We start from the raw sequence: 15,369 nt of genomic DNA, 5'->3' as shown, positions 1-15,369 counted from the left end.
GGCTTAAAAGCCCCTTTGTTTATTACTTACTATAAAAATTAAACTTTAAAGTAGCTAATATACTTTTTAAGCGTGTTTGAAAGGTCAGCTAATGCAACAGCTTCTTGTGCGTTACTGTTAAGCGACATGCTGGTTTCTTTAGACATACTGGCAATCTCTTCAACGCCGGTACTAATTTGCGCCACGGTGGCTACTTGGTTTGATGTTGATTCAACAATTTCAAGCACGTTACTTAATGAGTCGTTAGCTTGTTGCTGTATTTGATGCAGTAACTCGTTTGCTTCGTGAGTAAGCGTTAGGCCATTTTCTACTTGCGGTACTGTGGTTTCCATAGCTGTTACCGACGCTTGCGTGTTTTCTTGTACTTGCAAAATCATCTTTTCAATATCGCCTGTTGCATCACCAGTACGCTGGGCAAGCTGTCTTACCTCGTCAGCTACAACAGCAAAACCTCGGCCAGTTTCGCCTGCTCTTGCAGCTTCTATTGCCGCATTTAGTGCAAGCAAGTTTGTTTGATCAGAAATGCTGCGGATCACACTTAAAATATCGCCAATGTGTTTTACATGTTCTTGCAAAACATTTACTTGGGTAACTGTGGCTTTTACGGTTACAGAAATTTGCTCAATTTCGGCCGCTACTTTTTGCACTGCAATACTACCTTGCTGCGATAATTGCGCAGTTATTTTTGAGTTATCTTCTGTTTGTTTAACAGAGCCTGCAACTGCATTTATACTGCGGCTCATTTCTTCTAGGCTGCTTACTGCCGAGTTTGTATAGGTTACTTGTGCGTCAGCGGCACTAAGTGCTTGCTGCGAGCCAGACGCTACGCTTGCAGAGTGCGTAGAAAGCTCTTCAGATGAGTTAATAATGCTATCTACAATGGTTTTTAGTTTAGATTGCATCACCCCTACAGAAGCCATCATGCTATTTGGGCAGCACGACTGCACATCACCTCTTAAATCGCCTTGGGCAATAAGGGCAATTACTTCGGCGGCTTCTTGTGGTTCGCCACCTACTGACTTTCTGATCAGTTGGCTAATAACATACGCAACGCTTGCACCTATTAAAATTGCAAGCGCGGTGAGCGAAATCATCCAAATTTCAAATGAACTGGCAATATCGAGAGTATTAATAGTAGTGGTTTGATTTGCTTGCTCTTGCAGGTTTATAAATTGGTTTATAACATTTAGCCACTGGGTAAACGCAGGGCGCGCATCGGTTAATAAAATGCGTTTAGCTTCGTTTAGGTTTCCTGCATTTTTAGCGTTTATTACACCTTGAATGAAAGGCTGAGTGCGCTGCTCTATTTGATTTATTTTATTAATTAAAGCGCGCTCTTCACTATTCATATCACCCATTAGCTTAGCCATAGCGCGGCTTGACGTTTGGTAAAATGCGTTTAGCTCTCGTATGTTATTTAACACAGTACTTAAACTGCTTTGCTCGGTAATTAGCACTACGTCGCGCACAGCTATTGCTCTGTCGTGTACGCTGCCTCTGAAGTTAATTGCGTAACGTTGCTTTACCGAATTTACGTCGGTCATGTGGGTAATATTATTATTAATAAGGCTAACGCGCGAAATTCCAATAATGGTTAAAATAATCATCATTGATAAAATTACGCCAAAGCCGGTCGTTAAACGCATGTTTATGGTCATGGTTGATCCCAAGTGTGAGTCAATACGCGCAAGAGCAGCTTGTATTATTAGTGAAAATACTTAAACAATAGCAGCATTATGCCTTATTAATTAAAGTTTTATTAGCAATAAGGTAGGTGATTGTTAATTTAGTTTACAAGCGTAACTTTGGCGGGGCATATTTTACAGGTATTAAAAAAGGAGCAAAATGCTCCTTATTGTTATATAAAAATATTATATAAAGGTTTAGTCGTACTTTGCTTCTAGCTCATTAGCTGTATGAAACTTCTCATGGCTTTGTAATTGCTCGTCGTATTTAACAAGGTTTTTAAAGTGCGCTAATTGACCTGAGTTTTTAACTATTTCAACAATAAACGACATCATAAAGTCAGCGCCCGTTAGGGTATCGCCCACTAAATAACGTTTACCTTCAAGGCGGTCGTTAAAGTAGCTAATTACTTTGGCTGTTTCAGCGTCGGCATAGCCTTCTAAAAACTGTGTTTTAGCGCCGTCTTTTAGTACAAACATTTTAAGTAAAAGCGGTAAAATTGCTGAGCTTTCTGCAAAGTGCAGCCATTGCTGGTAGTCAACATATTCAGCGGTATCTACTTTTGGAGCAAATTTACCGTTGCCGTATTTAGTAATAAGGTAGTCGGTAATAGCGCCTGATTCAGCAATAATTAAACCGCCATCTTCAATTACCGGTGACTTGCCAAGTTGATGAATATGCTTTAGTTCGTCAGGTGCTAGGAAGGTGTCTTTATTACGCTGATAAGCCACAATTTCGTAGTCAACATCTAGCTCTTCTAAAAGCCAAATTATACGTTTAGAGCGGGATTTATTTAAATGGTGTAGTTTAATCATGTCAGTCCTTTTGTGGCTTGTAAGGGCTTTGCCTTACAAGCCGTATAAAATTAAAGTGGGTTATTAATTTTAACCACAGTTTTACCAAAGTTTTTACCGCATATCATATCGTTGAACGCGCCTACTGTATTTTCGATGCCTTCTACCATATGCTCACGGTATTGAATTTTTCCGTCTTCTAGCCATTTTTGCATGTCTTGTGCAAACTCGTCGTAACGGTCGCCGTAATCATCAAAAATGATAAAGCCTTGCATTTTAATACGCTTAGTAAGCAATTGACCCATTAGCATACCTAAACGGTCTGGGCCTTCTGGCAAGCTAGTTGCGTTATATTGCGATACTAAACCACACAATGGTACGCGCGCTGCGGTATTTAGTAATGGTAATACGGCGTCGAATACTTTACCGCCCACATTTTCGTAGTAAACATCAATGCCTTTATCACAGGCTTTTTCTAACTGCTCTGCAAAGTCATCAGCTTTGTGATCAATACAGGCATCAAACCCTAGTTTTTCAACGGCATGTGCACATTTTTCGCTACCACCAGCAACACCCACTACTTTACAGCCTTTAATTTTAGCTATTTGACCAACCGTTGCGCCCACTGGGCCTGTTGCTGCTGCAACAACTACGGTTTCGCCTTCTTTAGGTTGGCCAATATCAAGTAAACCCATGTAAGCAGTAAAGCCAGGCATACCCATAATACCTAATGCGTATGAAGGGTTTGCAGGCTCTTTACCTAACTGCATTAAGCCTTCGCCGTCGGTAATGGCGTAGTCTTGCCAACCTGTGTAGGCAAGTACCCATTCGCCTTCGTTAAACTTATCGTTTTTAGACTCTTCTACTTGGCACACTGTTGCGCCAACCATTACATCACCAATATTAACTGGGTCAGCGTACGACTTAGCATCGCTCATACGACCACGCATGTACGGGTCTAGCGATAGGTATATAGTACGTAGTAAAACTTCGCCGTCTTTTAATGCAGGAAGCTCTACCGTTTTTAATTTAAAGTTTTCATCTGTTGGAGCGCCATTAGGGCGTGATTCAAGAGTAAGTTGGCGACTAGTCGTAGACATAAAAGATCTCCTATTAATATAAATAAACTACTTACCGAATGTTTACGCTTTAAAAATCGTGTTCAGCTAAACAATAATGCGCGGCTAAGCAGTATGAATATGTACAATGCGTACCTTAATAAAGGAGTTTTGGGCGGGTGGTTAATAATTCAACCTTTGCGCAAATTTAATTAGAGTAATTAGTCTGCTTTGAGCTTACTAAATATATGATTGTTGTAAAATACCCCGTTTTTATAAATGGCCTGTTTAAGCACAGCCTCTTGCTCAAAGCCGCTCTTAGTAAGTGCTTTCATAGAGCCGGTATTACCAGCAAACACGGCACCAAAAATTCTGTTTAAGTGTGAGCTTGCAAACGCTTCATTGCATATAAGTTCAATAGCGAGAGTAATAATACCTTGCCCCCAATAGGCTTTATTAAGCCAATAACCAATTTCGCCATTGTGGCTGTATTCAAATTCGCCGGGAGTTATACCAATACAGCCCGCAAATTGCCCATTTACAACAATGGCCTTAATAATGCCGTTTTTTGAGCCTTGGCTTATCCACCAGTTTGCATCGGCTTGCGTATACGGAAACGGAATTTTTGACGATAAATAACGCGTTACTTGTTCATCATTTAAGGTGTTAATAATAAAAGGCGCGTCTTGGGCTTTAAATTCTCTGAGGGTGATCATATTTTTTCATAAATTTTTAGTATGCACACTAACTTAACAATCATTTAAGAGTTAAACAATCAGAACCTAAATTAAACGCTTTACGGCTATTACTTTGTTTTAAAGTCCTCTAATATAAGCAAAATATTACACCTATTTTAGATGCCACTATGCACCCTCACATTAAAGCGCTTTATAACAGCGCCCTAAAACCAAGCCGTTTAATTATTGGTTTAATGAGCGGCACCTCGTTGGACGGGCTTGATGTTGCACTGTGTAAAGTAACGGGCGCAGGCTTAAATACACACATTGAGGTTTTAAATTTTACCACCGTTGACTACAACGACGATTATAAAACTAAAATAAAGCAGGTATTTGCCAAAAGAGAGTGTGATTTAGAGCTTGTAACTTTACTGCACCCGTGGGTAGGTAAACTCCATGGCAATATGGTTAATCAGTGCTTAGCTAAGTGGAATATAAACCCAGCAAGTATTGATGTAATAGCAAGCCACGGGCAAACCATTTACCACTGCCCGCAGTCGCAGCATAACCACAAAAGCTTTACTAATGGCACCTTACAAATTGGCGATAGCGACCAAATAGCCGTTACTACCGGCATTACAACCATTGGTGACTTTAGGCAAAAACACATAGCCGCAGGAGGCGAGGGCGCACCACTTGCTGTGTATGGCGATTATTTGTATTTTTCGAGCGCTGTGGAGAGTCGGATTTTGCTAAATATGGGCGGCATAGCTAACTTAACGTTTTTACGCAAAAATGGTGATGCAAACGGTGTGTTTAGCTCCGACATTGGCCCCGGTAATACCATTATGGATGCCTACGTACAGCAGCATTTTATAGGACTACATTATGACGATGGCGCAAAAATAGCAAAAGCAGGCAAGGTAAATACGCCATTATTGAATGCATTATGTAATAACGCGTTTTTTAAACTCCCAATGCCTAAAACCACAGGGCCTGAGGTATTTAACTTAGCGTATTTAAACGCCGCACAGCAACTTACAAATACTCACCATTTAGGCCATGAAGATATAATGGCCACCTTAAATACCTTTACTGCAACCGTTATAGCAAATGCATTAAACGAGTGTGCAGAGCGCGCACAAAATTGTGTGGTGTATGCAAGTGGTGGCGGTATTCATAATCCGTTACTAATGGCGCAACTTACAGCGCTTTGTCCACGTATTAAGGCGTTTAAAAATACTGACGATTTAGGTATAAATCCCGACGCAAAAGAGGCCGTGTTATTTGCTATTTTAGCAAACGAATGTCTAGCAGGAGAGCAGCAACACCTAAGTAATACTGCACAAGGTATCGCGGGAGTCACTATGGGTAAAGTAAGTTTTGCAGACTAATAACTTATAAGTCGCGTAATTTAAGTGCAGTCAGCACTAAAACAGCGATAAAAACGTAGAACCCATACTTGCAAAGTAGCTACGAACGCCCTGTGACTTGGTATGTTCAGTTTTTATTTGCTCAGGAATATAGCCTTGCTCAAATGCTTTAATGTACACATCGAGTTGCTGGCTTTCTTTTAAGGTCGTGTTTTTTCCGTGCAGCATCATTTGCACTACAAAACACTGGCTTTGTGTAATGTTACTTAAAGTAAGATTTACAGTACCAGATTCAAGGTCTGCATTGCTCAGCGTTTTTTCAGTAAAATACTGCGCCCCACGTGCACTGGGCTGCGTTGCACTTAGTGAAATAACATCGCTCTCATTTGCGCCATCAGGCAACACACACTGCAGCGTAATGTTATGCGCAGCATTGGCTTTTAGCGATAGCTTTTCATATTCCATAGCGTGGCTCATCGCCGCAGACATAGAATCATCAAATGATTGCAGTGCAAATGTTAGTTGCACTAAGGGTGTACTCATCTTACTTAATCTTCTTGAGTCTATTCATTTATCGGATAGAGATTATCGCGGATCAAAGTTACAGATTTATGACTAATTGCATTATTTAGTACAATTATTGAGTAGTTTGATCAAAGAGGATCTTTTTGTTCTTTCTCATCCAACTTTGGAATGGTTTGTCACACATCTGGAATGAAGAACCATATGTGGCAGGGGCTGTAGGGACGGAGATCCTATTCCTTATTTGGGTTTTTCTCATGGTGTTCTTTTCATTGGGAGCAGAATTTTGTTGTTAGGCTTAAACTAATTAAAACATCAAAAATACTTTCCCCTTTTTTACATGTTTAAATAAGTTACATTGTGCATAATGTTTATACTTGGCAATAGCTTGCACTATTTGCTATTAATATAAGTTCCTTAATTAAGAATATTTTCGCGCTAAAATAGCGAAAGTGTCCTCTGATAAAGTTGTTAGCATTACAAGGAAGTTTATGTCTATTTGCCCTAATTGTACTAAAAACATCAAACCTTTCAGTTTGTCTTTTTCCGTATTTCCATTTTATTTTAAGTGTGCTGACTGTAATGTAAGATTGAAGTTGGTCAGTTCAAAATTATTTTGGGCTACATTTTTGCTTTATTCAATGATAATAATTGCATCAATAAATTATATCCCTTTACTCCGCGAGTATAATTTAGGAGTTATTATTGCCGTTTCAGGATGGTTTTTTGTTTATTATAAGATCTCACTTTATATACTCAGAAATGAAAATATTGATTTTTATCAGTAGCATAATGCTAACAGGACGTTCAAACGGACACATACAGCTGGCTGTGCTCGTTCCTCACAAATTATAGCCAGCGTTATTTAGCCACTTCTTAAAGTGGTGTTATAGCTCAAGGTAGGGTATGCGTAAACTCCTAATTTTTTTATTATTTTCTGTACCAAGTTATGCAACTAGTGTTTTCTATGAATTTATTGAATTGAAAAGTAGTGATTTCAAAAACTAAATATTTTTGCTTCGAACGGGAGTCGTTCAACGGAAATCCATGAATTTTTTGTGCATGCACCAAATTCATTGAACGGAAACAAGCTGCAATCGGTTTCTTTAGAGTTATGGCAGGATCAACAAATGCTTTTTGCATCTTCGTCTGAGTTTTCTATTTACAACGAGGGAAGTCGCTCTGCTTTTCCTGTATCTTTAAAGGTAGATACAGGGATAAGAGTTAAAGCAACGTTATGCTATGCCCATAAATGTTTAGACATAAATTCTATTAGTACTTTACCAATTAAAGATGCCGAGTAAATTGAGTTATGACAAGCGCCTAAACTCTGACAATGTTATGTTGTCATGGTTTGGCAAATAGCGCAAAAACCATGCCAAGACATTGCTTGTCATGCGGGCGTTATCAATGTCCGCTGCTGGCACATTAGCGAAGTTTGTAAGAGTACACCGATCAAATTAATTATATCTCTAAATGTTTTAATGTACTTGAGTGTTTAGCAAAGTACAGGAAGTCCAGTTAGATAAAAATAGTTGTTGAAAATATAAAAGGAATTAAAAATGAAAAACGTAAATCCATGGCTTATATCTGCTCTTATTTTAGCTTTATTAACTAGTGTTTTTAGGATCTGGTTTGGTAACACTATGATCGGCTTTTTTATTGCACTAATACTTTCTTTAGCATGTATACCTTTAATAAAAGCAGTGCAGGGGAAAGGCAATATAAAAGGTGACTAAATCGATTTTCTTATTTCATAGTTAAACTTTCTAAAAGCCGAACTAAGGCATTTAAGTTATTAGCATGATCTTCTTAATACCACGCTTTTGTGGGATGATTATCAGTCTGATAGGTTACCTTCATAGAGTTTGTATTGTTTATAAAAGCTCTATATGAATAGCCCCTGTGCTAAACGCAAAAAAACAGATACCTAATTAGCATCTGCTTTTTAATTTTTAACGAAGAATATTTAGTTAAGCTTGAAATAAAGGGGTCACCCATTAGAAAGTTCCGGTCAAGTAGGCAGCTGTGTTTCCTTGATCTTTTTATTCAAAAACCAAGTGTTCTTATCATTTAAACTCATTTTAAATATGGCTACGCACCCAGTAATGACGTCGATTGGTGTGAATATGCACCAGTCACCCATATGAATTTAGGCAGTTTAATTAAGCATTATTGATGATTAATTAAGGCCCTTGGCTTTCGCCTCAGTCATCGTTTAGTACCAATGTCAGTCCAGTTACTAGCTGGTGTACTTTTGTTTGATCAGGGGTAAAACCATTTTTTAGCAGATGCTCTTTTAACTGTTCAAACTGGTCCCAGTTTTGGACTTGTATACCAAAATCAATATCTCTTGTACCTCGCTCAATTGCAGCACCGTAGCCATGGTGGAGTATAATGTCTCTGGCGGTAGCACCTATGACTAGGTAAGGGATCCCTAATGCTTCAGTATGGGCGTTTATTTTTTGATAAAGGCCAACTAACCCTCGTGGTAATTTACCAACAACATTAAGCGATGTGCTTTTCATAAAACCTCGTTGCAGCATCTATGTTTCTTGTGTCTCTACTAGCTAATAAATTAGCATAAATTAAATACGGGTGTGCTAAATGAGTCTTTGACCCAACAAGTTTTTCTATAGCTAAAAATGGCTCCACTAAAACTACTTTTGTTACTGCATCGTTTATATTATCTTCTGCTTTTACTTTTCGTAATCGTGCAGTTTTTAAAATGACTTTTTTATGTTCAGGGCTTACGTAAATTAGATAATTTTTTGTATTTAAATAATCATCATATTGTTGAACAGCATATTCGCCTCCCCATATGGCATTTACATTATTTAGTTCAAGTTTTTGTAGTAGCTCCGTGTTATCAGTAGTGAAGACTTCTTGTTTTAATTTAGCTTCAACAGTTACAGGATAAGCGTCTAACCACTTCTCTAGTAAAGCTTTTGAATTGTTGATTGTTTTAGTGTGTTGGTCTTTTTGAACTATAAACTCTTGATATATTAAATCGTCAATTACTTGTTTAACCGTTCCCAGTGCAACTTCGGCCATCTTTGCAATTGTGCGCATGGGTTTATTTACCAGCTCCGGTTGCACTAAAAACATAAATACTACTTTCATACCCTTGGGTTGAAATGCCTTACCTAATTGTTTGGCTAAGGCTATTTCATTGTGGGCTTTTTCGGGCTTATTTCCCTGAATATCAATATAAATTGGGGAGCAATTAATATACGTGTTACCAACTCGGTCTATAAAGGATGTATTTTGCTCCTTTAATAGAGCTGCTTGATTAGGGTTGATGTACTCAGTAATTAATAGGGCATTGGTTATCTGATTTTTTATTTTTAATTCAGCAATATACTTTTGTAAGGTGGTTATATTTAGGTGCTTTTTGCATTTAATAATTAAATTGCTTTTAACATTAGGCAAAGCGAGTTCGCCTTCAGTACACTCTTTTTTAAAAGCTTTATACTCTGCGCCTAAACTCGTCTGCAAGTTTAATTTCTCAATAGCTGCCTGTATTATCCCGTGGTCCATCATTTGTTCACTAAATTTAACTGTTCATTGTTTATGAACATAAATATAAATTGAACGCTAGTCAAGTTTAGTTCACTAATCTCAGCTGTTCATTTTTATTGAACGGCCATCATTAATGAACGAGGAGAGTGGCAAGCTCACAAGCTTAAATTGCCTTACTGTAATTAGTGGGATAAGTACCAGCCTGATAAGTTACCTTTAGAGAGTTTATAACAGCTCTATTAAAATAGCCCTGTGTTAAGCGTAACGTTTAGCACAGGGCTTTATAGTTTTAGATTAACTGGCTTAACACGCAAGCGCATTAAAACGAATATTGCAGCCTTAATGAGATTGCATTGCCCGATGTGATAGTACCGCCTGCCTCAAAGTAGTCGGCTTTAATGTAGTCGGCCATAAACTTTATATTCTTGTTTACGGTGTAGTTAACACCAAGGGCGTAGGTTTTTGCGTCTTGGTTTTCTTGCTTGAGCTTAAGTAGGCTATAGCGGCCAGTGAGCTCCCAGCCTGGCTCTGAGCTTGCGCCTAGTTTTGCGTTTTTATACTTGCGGTATCCGCCTGATAGCTGATAACCAAATTGCAAGTAGCCGCCTTCGTAATCATTGGTTGTATCTTCAATACTGGTTACTTGTGCTTGTTGCCACTCGGCCATCATGGTCAATCTGTCTTTAAGCCATAACAGCTCTATACCTTGCTGCGAGAGGTTATCGGCATTAATTTTATCGCCTTCTATTAATGAGTCGGCGGTATAAACCTCAAGTGGCTCATTTACTCTAAATTCGTTACCGTCGTACTGCCTCTCACTAAATGCGACGCCTAAGTGTAATAGGTTGGTATCTTGCTGCCATGGCACCCAGGCTACCCGCCCTGTAATAGCAGATGTTGCTTCGTCTTCGTCGGGCTGATAATAACCAAGTTGCCAATTTACTGAGGCTATGTCTCCCGATAGGCTAATACCTAAACTTCGCCCTGGCGAAAATGCTTCGCTTATCATGCTGCGTTCAAGCATTAATAAATTACGAGAGCTAGTTATTTTTTCTAGGCCAAAACCTTCTTTTTGTTGGCCTATGGTTAAATCAGCATATTTCCAGCCTGAGTATTCTAGGTAGGCGTCTTTTATTTCGGTTTCGCCATCGGCAAAGCCAAGTTGAAATTTACTTTTCCAGTCTTTGCTGATGTCTGATTTAAAACTTAGGCGAGCGCGGCGTATTTCTGAGGTACTTTCTGAGCTGCTGCTGTCGTATTGCTCCTCTAATAATGAGGTATCAAACTTGTTGTAGTCGAGCATGATATAGCCGCTTAGGTCTATATCATCGTTAATTTTGGCAAAGCTTGCGTTACTAACAAAACAACAAAGTGTTGAAAGCGCCACTGTAGAAATAGTTAGTTTAGAGGTCATGTTAGGCTACCTTTGTTTGTTTTTCGGCTAAGTAGCTCACTTTTAGTTGGGCTACATCTTTTAAAAAGTCGATGTGCTCTATGTCTACAGCAACTACGTTTAGGCCTGTGCGCAGTTTTAAATCGTTGATGAGTGTGGCTTGGTTTTGCGGGGTTATGTTTTCTATGCGCTCGTAGCAAACGCTTTGTACTTCGTAGCGTTTTACAAATATGCTTGAGTCAATTACAAAGGCAATTAAGCAAATTATGCCGTTAAGAATACTTAGCTCAATTAAGCTCATTTGCCCTACAGAGGTAAGTAAAGCAATGGCGGTAACGAGGAATAAGTAAGTCATTTCTTTAATCGAAATAGACTCAGTGCGGTACCTTAACATGGTAAATACCGCAAATAGACCAAATGCAAATTCCATCGACATATCAACGCCATGCAGCAAAAAGGTAATAATAAAAACGCCTACGCCAAATAAAATAAACGAGCCTGCCACCACTGCATTTTTACTAATACGAAAGTAACAGCCATAGCAAAGTACAGCCAGCGATAGGATGTTTACTAAAAAACGGGAAAGAAAAATAAGATCTAATTTTGTCATTTTAATTATTCTCTAAAGGTAAAAGCGGGTTAGTGCGGTTAAGGTGTTTTAAACGGGCTAAAACGGGTTTAAAGCGGTTTACTTTTAAGCGCTCGGGGTAGAGCAAAGCACAGCCAATGCAGTATTTACTAAACGAGGCCGGGAATATGTGGTGTTTGCTCATAAGCTTGTAAAATAGCGAGTGTTTTGTTTTTTTGCGTTGCTTAAGTTCGGCAATAAAAAAGCCCGGTAGGGTTATTTTGTTATCGCCTTTTGGGGTGTTGTACCACAGGTTAAAATCAAGCGTTAAGCGTTCGGCTTTTTCTTCGTTGGCTAAGGCTATTCGGTTATAGCCGCTTTGTTGGGTTACGTTTAGATGTGCAAAGCTGTTTTTCATTTGTTCTTTCATAAACGCAGTACAATGAGCTTGCTCGTTGTTTTTTTCGAGCTTGATACGTGTTTTAACCGTACGGCTTTGATTGTTTTTTAGTTTTACTTCTAGGTATTCGGTGGCGGTATCAACGTAGCGTCTTTGGCGCACTTTGTATCGATTAAGCTTACCGTTATGGTGGGCTTTGTATAAATCAAGCTCGGGCGTATCAAAGTACTGATTATAGTAAGAAAATAAACGCTTACCTCGTATATCAAGCACACGGTACTGGCCTTGTAAATGAGTTAGTAGCTCAGGTAAAAAAGACAGTGGCAGCATAAACTTGCTATCTACACGGTTCATTAAGTTGGCGTTATTAAGGTCTTTTAATCCGTAGCCTTCAAACGGGGTGAGTAGCTCGTTAATTAATGTTGATAATGGGCTATCAGCGTTTGGCTTTTCAGGTTGGGCCTGCTTATTTTTAGTGTTTATTGCAGCAAGTGCTACAGGTGCAATTGAAGTATCCTTTTCAAAAAGTTCATCCTTTAAACGTGCTTGAATTGTCATAATTTTCTCAGATTATTAAATTGCAAAGTTACAGAGTGCAGTGCCAGCGTGCTGGCACTGCATGAAGGATGGGTTGTTTATCTAGAGCAAAAGCCGCTGCCGTCGCCGGCTGAGGGCAATGTGCCATCAAGCTGCGCTGCCATATTTGCTACGCGGTACTGCATAAACGACGTTAAACCGTAAAACTGCCCCGTAGTAGAGGTTAGGTTTTGCTCAAAGTAATCTGAGCCGTAAAAACTAGTGGGGTCGTTTTGTACGTGCTCACGGATTAAGTCGGCTATTTCATTTACGCGGGCGCTAAATGTGTCGCTTGAAAGTGAGCCATTAATAAGTTGCGTTAAGTAACTGTGGTAAACATCAAGGTTGCTTTGCTCGGCAAATACATTAGCGATTAACGGGCGCTCATTTAATGCGCCGCTTACTGGCTCATCAATGTAGAGCTCTCTTACATCTACACCATTACAATTCATGTTAAAGGTGCCAAATGACTCGTTAAAATCCCATGGCAAAATGCTAAATACGCCATCGTCATCGTAAATATAATAGTTATGAGCAAGCGTACCGTGGTAGCTATCTAAATTAGAAAACGAAGTGCTAACCGACATATATCGTAAAAGTGTATCTACCTCTATGGCGCTGGTTTCGCCGTCATCGAGCGATTCTACAAAGTTAATAAATGCGCCGTTATCGGTGGTGTCTTCGTTAGTTTGTAAGTTTATGTCGGTGTAGCTTTGTATGTCGTCACCTAGCCATAATAAATCGCTGCCTGTGCCATCTGGCTTGTATAAATCGCCGTTACTGTTGGCAAAGTGTTTTTCTAAAAACTCACCATCTATGGCTTCTACCATTAAGTACAAACCAAATAGTTCGCCGTTTACATAAAAGTTAACGTAAGCATGCTCAGGCGTTGGTACGCCCATTTCATCCATTAGGTCGTAGGCAATTACTTCACGCATGTACGACGGGTCGTTAAACGAGTTTTGCAGTGTGAATTTTTTTAGCCCAAAAAACTTTTGGCCCGACACGTATTCGTTAATATCGACCTTAAAGCTGTATCGGTCACTGCTAGAGTTGGCAACACTGCTTAAGCTTGAGCCGCCTTTAGTGCGAATAGCCACGCTATCGAGTGTTACTCCATTAAAAGTAATTGCAGTTTCGTGATATTCCTCATCAAGTGGGTTATCTAGAATGTCTTGCCAGTTTTCGTCGGTAATTGTAATAGAAAGCGTATTAACAGCTGTGGGTGTAAATGCGGTTGCAACGGTATTCTCACTACCTGGAGTAGGGGTTAAAAACGCATGAGTAAAGTCGGTGCTGTTGCTTAGGCCGTAACTAAAGCCTGTGGCTACATCGCTTTCGTCCCAATCAATGTAGTCAATTACTTCATCGTTGAGTATTAAGCTTAACTCGTCTTCTTTACCTAGTTTAAAGGGGACGTAGTAAGTGCCTGGATCTTCATCGGTGGCATAAATAGTAATGTATTGGCCTGCGTATAAATCTATATCGGGTAGGGTTACTGGGTCTATGTCGTCGCTTTCATCAATAACTTGGTAGTTTGCTAAGTTAATAGTATTTTCGCTGTTATTGTATAGCTCAAACCAGTCGTTACCATCGTCTGTGGCGCTTGCCACCACTTCGTTAATAACGAGTGGTCCGTGAGTTGCTTTGCTATTTTGACTAAGCTCTGTTGGAGTTAATACCGCTGTTGCATCGCTGCCATCTGGGTAGCGGCCATAGCTGTAACCACTCAAGGCTTGGCCTTTTTTCCACGATAACTGCTCTATAATTACATTGTTACTGTAAAGGCTTACGGTATCGCTTGAGCCTAATTTAAACGCTACGCTTGGGAGGTCGCCTAAATCATCGGTGCTGGCGTAAATGCGATAAAACTCTCCGGGCGCTAAAGTAATGTCGGGTAGGGCAAATTGCTCGTTATTGTCATCACTTAGTGTGTAGTCAGCTAAATAAACATCGCTACTGCTTGTTACATAAAGCTCTATCCAGTCCTCAGAGCCGCTGCTGTCTTTTGCTACTACTTCGTTTATACGAAGTGGTGCATCTTCAGCAATTAGCGTGGTAACAAGTGTTGAGGTGTCGGCTGTTTGGTTAGCTGCGCCCTGTGTTGGTGTTAATGTTTGCGCGGTGCCGGTGCCATCGGTGTATAAACCGTAGCTAAAACCTTCAGCGGCTTCGCCTTCTTCCCAATCAAGTACAGACACCGCAGTGCCATTTTCATAAAGCGTAACAGCGTCGTCGCTACCTAGTTTAAAGGTAACGTAATAACCGTTGTCGGGCGGTGTGTCGGTTTCATCAATGGCTTGAATAACAATAAACTCACCTTGCGAAAGCGCTACTGCAGGTAATGCTTGAGGCTCTCTGTCGGCGTTATCATCAACAAGTGAAAATACCGACAAATCGGCTATATCTTCAGTGGCATATAGCTCAATCCAATCGTAGGAGGTATCACTTGGGCTTGCGACAATTTCATTTATAACTAAGCTAGTTGACGTGATTGTTGATGATGAATCAGTACTTTGCTCTGTGCTAGTGTCGGTAGTTTGCTCAGCACCGCCGCAGCCATACAATAATGTAGTAGAGGCAATAACTGAATAAAATATAAAAGGTTTTATATTCATGTAGGCACGCTTATTATCTTATTAAAGTGGATAAACTATAAGAATAAAAGGTGCAAACAATGTGTAAACATTCAGTAAATTACGTTTTTGTGATGGTTTTATGACAGGCTTTTAAGGACGCGTTAACTGCAAACCTAGCAATAGTAGAGTGCGTATATTTAAACGTAAAAAGCAGATACCTA

The 15,369-nt window shown here is 39.6% G+C and carries 14 protein-coding genes; 3 read left to right on the top strand and 11 right to left on the bottom strand.

Annotation, left to right across the window (positions count from 1 at the left end; genetic code table 11):
- Positions 1-38 precede the first annotated feature (38 nt).
- The 4 genes from JG479_RS19595 to JG479_RS19580 all read right to left on the bottom strand — a co-directional run bounded on the left by JG479_RS19595 (position 39) and on the right by JG479_RS19580 (position 4,254).
- The gene (locus JG479_RS19595) at positions 39-1,658 is read right to left on the bottom strand and encodes a methyl-accepting chemotaxis protein (RefSeq protein ID WP_200220496.1); all 1,620 of its coding nucleotides are present in this window, start codon (positions 1,656-1,658) and stop codon (positions 39-41) included.
- A gap of 225 nt (positions 1,659-1,883) precedes the next feature.
- Positions 1,884-2,501: a glutathione S-transferase family protein gene (locus tag JG479_RS19590; RefSeq protein ID WP_024597791.1), complete on the bottom strand. Its 618-nt coding sequence runs from the start codon at positions 2,499-2,501 to the stop codon at positions 1,884-1,886.
- Between the two features lie 50 nt (positions 2,502-2,551).
- Entirely contained in the window at positions 2,552-3,580 is a 1,029-nt protein-coding gene (locus tag JG479_RS19585; protein ID WP_039488777.1) for an NADP-dependent oxidoreductase, read from the bottom strand.
- A gap of 179 nt (positions 3,581-3,759) precedes the next feature.
- Positions 3,760-4,254, bottom strand: coding sequence for a GNAT family N-acetyltransferase (locus tag JG479_RS19580; protein WP_200220495.1), 495 nt, complete (start codon positions 4,252-4,254; stop codon positions 3,760-3,762).
- A gap of 149 nt (positions 4,255-4,403) precedes the next feature.
- Here JG479_RS19580 and JG479_RS19575 point away from each other — a divergent pair, with 149 nt between their 5' ends.
- On the top strand, positions 4,404-5,609 hold the full coding sequence (locus JG479_RS19575; protein ID WP_200220494.1) for an anhydro-N-acetylmuramic acid kinase: 1,206 nt from the start codon (positions 4,404-4,406) through the stop codon (positions 5,607-5,609).
- A gap of 36 nt (positions 5,610-5,645) precedes the next feature.
- On the opposite strand, the gene JG479_RS19570 is transcribed toward JG479_RS19575, so the two are convergent.
- On the bottom strand, positions 5,646-6,131 hold the full coding sequence (locus tag JG479_RS19570; RefSeq protein ID WP_010554987.1) for a hypothetical protein: 486 nt from the start codon (positions 6,129-6,131) through the stop codon (positions 5,646-5,648).
- Between the two features lie 1,109 nt (positions 6,132-7,240).
- On the opposite strand from JG479_RS19570, the gene JG479_RS19565 reads away from it, so the two are divergent.
- Positions 7,241-7,414, top strand: a complete 174-nt coding sequence (locus JG479_RS19565) for a hypothetical protein (protein ID WP_161792778.1) — start codon at positions 7,241-7,243, stop codon at positions 7,412-7,414.
- Positions 7,415-7,672: 258 nt separating this feature from the next.
- On the top strand, positions 7,673-7,849 hold the full coding sequence (locus JG479_RS19560; protein ID WP_161792777.1) for a hypothetical protein: 177 nt from the start codon (positions 7,673-7,675) through the stop codon (positions 7,847-7,849).
- A gap of 468 nt (positions 7,850-8,317) precedes the next feature.
- Here the strand turns inward: JG479_RS19560 and JG479_RS19555 are convergent, their stop codons facing one another.
- From JG479_RS19555 to JG479_RS19530, 6 genes are all read right to left on the bottom strand, one after another.
- Positions 8,318-8,638, bottom strand: a complete 321-nt coding sequence (locus JG479_RS19555; protein ID WP_200220493.1) for a hypothetical protein — start codon at positions 8,636-8,638, stop codon at positions 8,318-8,320.
- Complete coding sequence (locus JG479_RS19550; protein WP_200220492.1) at positions 8,619-9,653, bottom strand: type IV toxin-antitoxin system AbiEi family antitoxin; 1,035 nt, start codon at positions 9,651-9,653, stop codon at positions 8,619-8,621. Before JG479_RS19550 ends, JG479_RS19555 begins: the two co-directional genes overlap by 20 nt.
- Positions 9,654-9,951: 298 nt before the next feature.
- Positions 9,952-11,046 carry an OprO/OprP family phosphate-selective porin gene (locus JG479_RS19545; protein WP_200220491.1) on the bottom strand — a complete coding sequence of 365 codons (1,095 nt, stop codon included), beginning with the start codon at positions 11,044-11,046 and terminating at the stop codon, positions 9,952-9,954.
- 1 nt (position 11,047) lies between these two features.
- Positions 11,048-11,635, bottom strand: coding sequence for a DUF4956 domain-containing protein (locus JG479_RS19540; RefSeq protein WP_033022227.1), 588 nt, complete (start codon positions 11,633-11,635; stop codon positions 11,048-11,050).
- Between the two features lies 1 nt (position 11,636).
- Positions 11,637-12,551 carry a polyphosphate polymerase domain-containing protein gene (locus tag JG479_RS19535; protein ID WP_200220490.1) on the bottom strand — a complete coding sequence of 305 codons (915 nt, stop codon included), beginning with the start codon at positions 12,549-12,551 and terminating at the stop codon, positions 11,637-11,639.
- Positions 12,552-12,628: 77 nt separating this feature from the next.
- Positions 12,629-15,187 (bottom strand): CotH kinase family protein, encoded by a 2,559-nt coding sequence (locus JG479_RS19530; RefSeq protein WP_200220489.1) that lies wholly within the window; start codon positions 15,185-15,187, stop codon positions 12,629-12,631.
- Positions 15,188-15,369 lie beyond the last annotated feature (182 nt).

The sequence above is a fragment of the Pseudoalteromonas sp. LC2018020214 genome (assembly GCF_016598755.1).
Taxonomy (GTDB): Bacteria; Pseudomonadota; Gammaproteobacteria; order Enterobacterales; family Alteromonadaceae; genus Pseudoalteromonas; species Pseudoalteromonas distincta.
Note: the sequence above shows the minus strand (reverse complement) of the source record. Positions and strands in the feature narration are given on the sequence as shown.